1 rRNA gene is annotated in these 215 nt (G+C 47.4%); it reads right to left on the bottom strand.

From position 1 onward, the window contains the following. Positions 1-139: 139 nt before the first annotated feature. Positions 140-215: ribosomal RNA gene (locus HC728_RS20080) — 16S ribosomal RNA — on the bottom strand; the annotation flags it as partial.

Raw genomic sequence — 215 nt, forward strand, 5'->3', positions numbered from 1 at the left:
CCGCCGTGAAAGGGCGGTGTCCTAGGCCTCTAGACGAACGGGACACTGGATATTTGAAGATGTTGGGCATCTTCATTGCTTCTTTACGTTTTTAACCTAATCAATCTGTGTGAACACTCATAAATCGTAATCTATCGTTTAAGGAGGTGATCCAGCCCCAGGTTCCCCTAGGGCTACCTTGTTACGACTTCACCCCAGTCATGAACCACAAAGTG

It is taken from the genome of Aliivibrio sp. S10_S31, assembly GCF_014694495.1.
Classification (GTDB): Bacteria; Pseudomonadota; Gammaproteobacteria; order Enterobacterales; family Vibrionaceae; genus Aliivibrio; species Aliivibrio fischeri.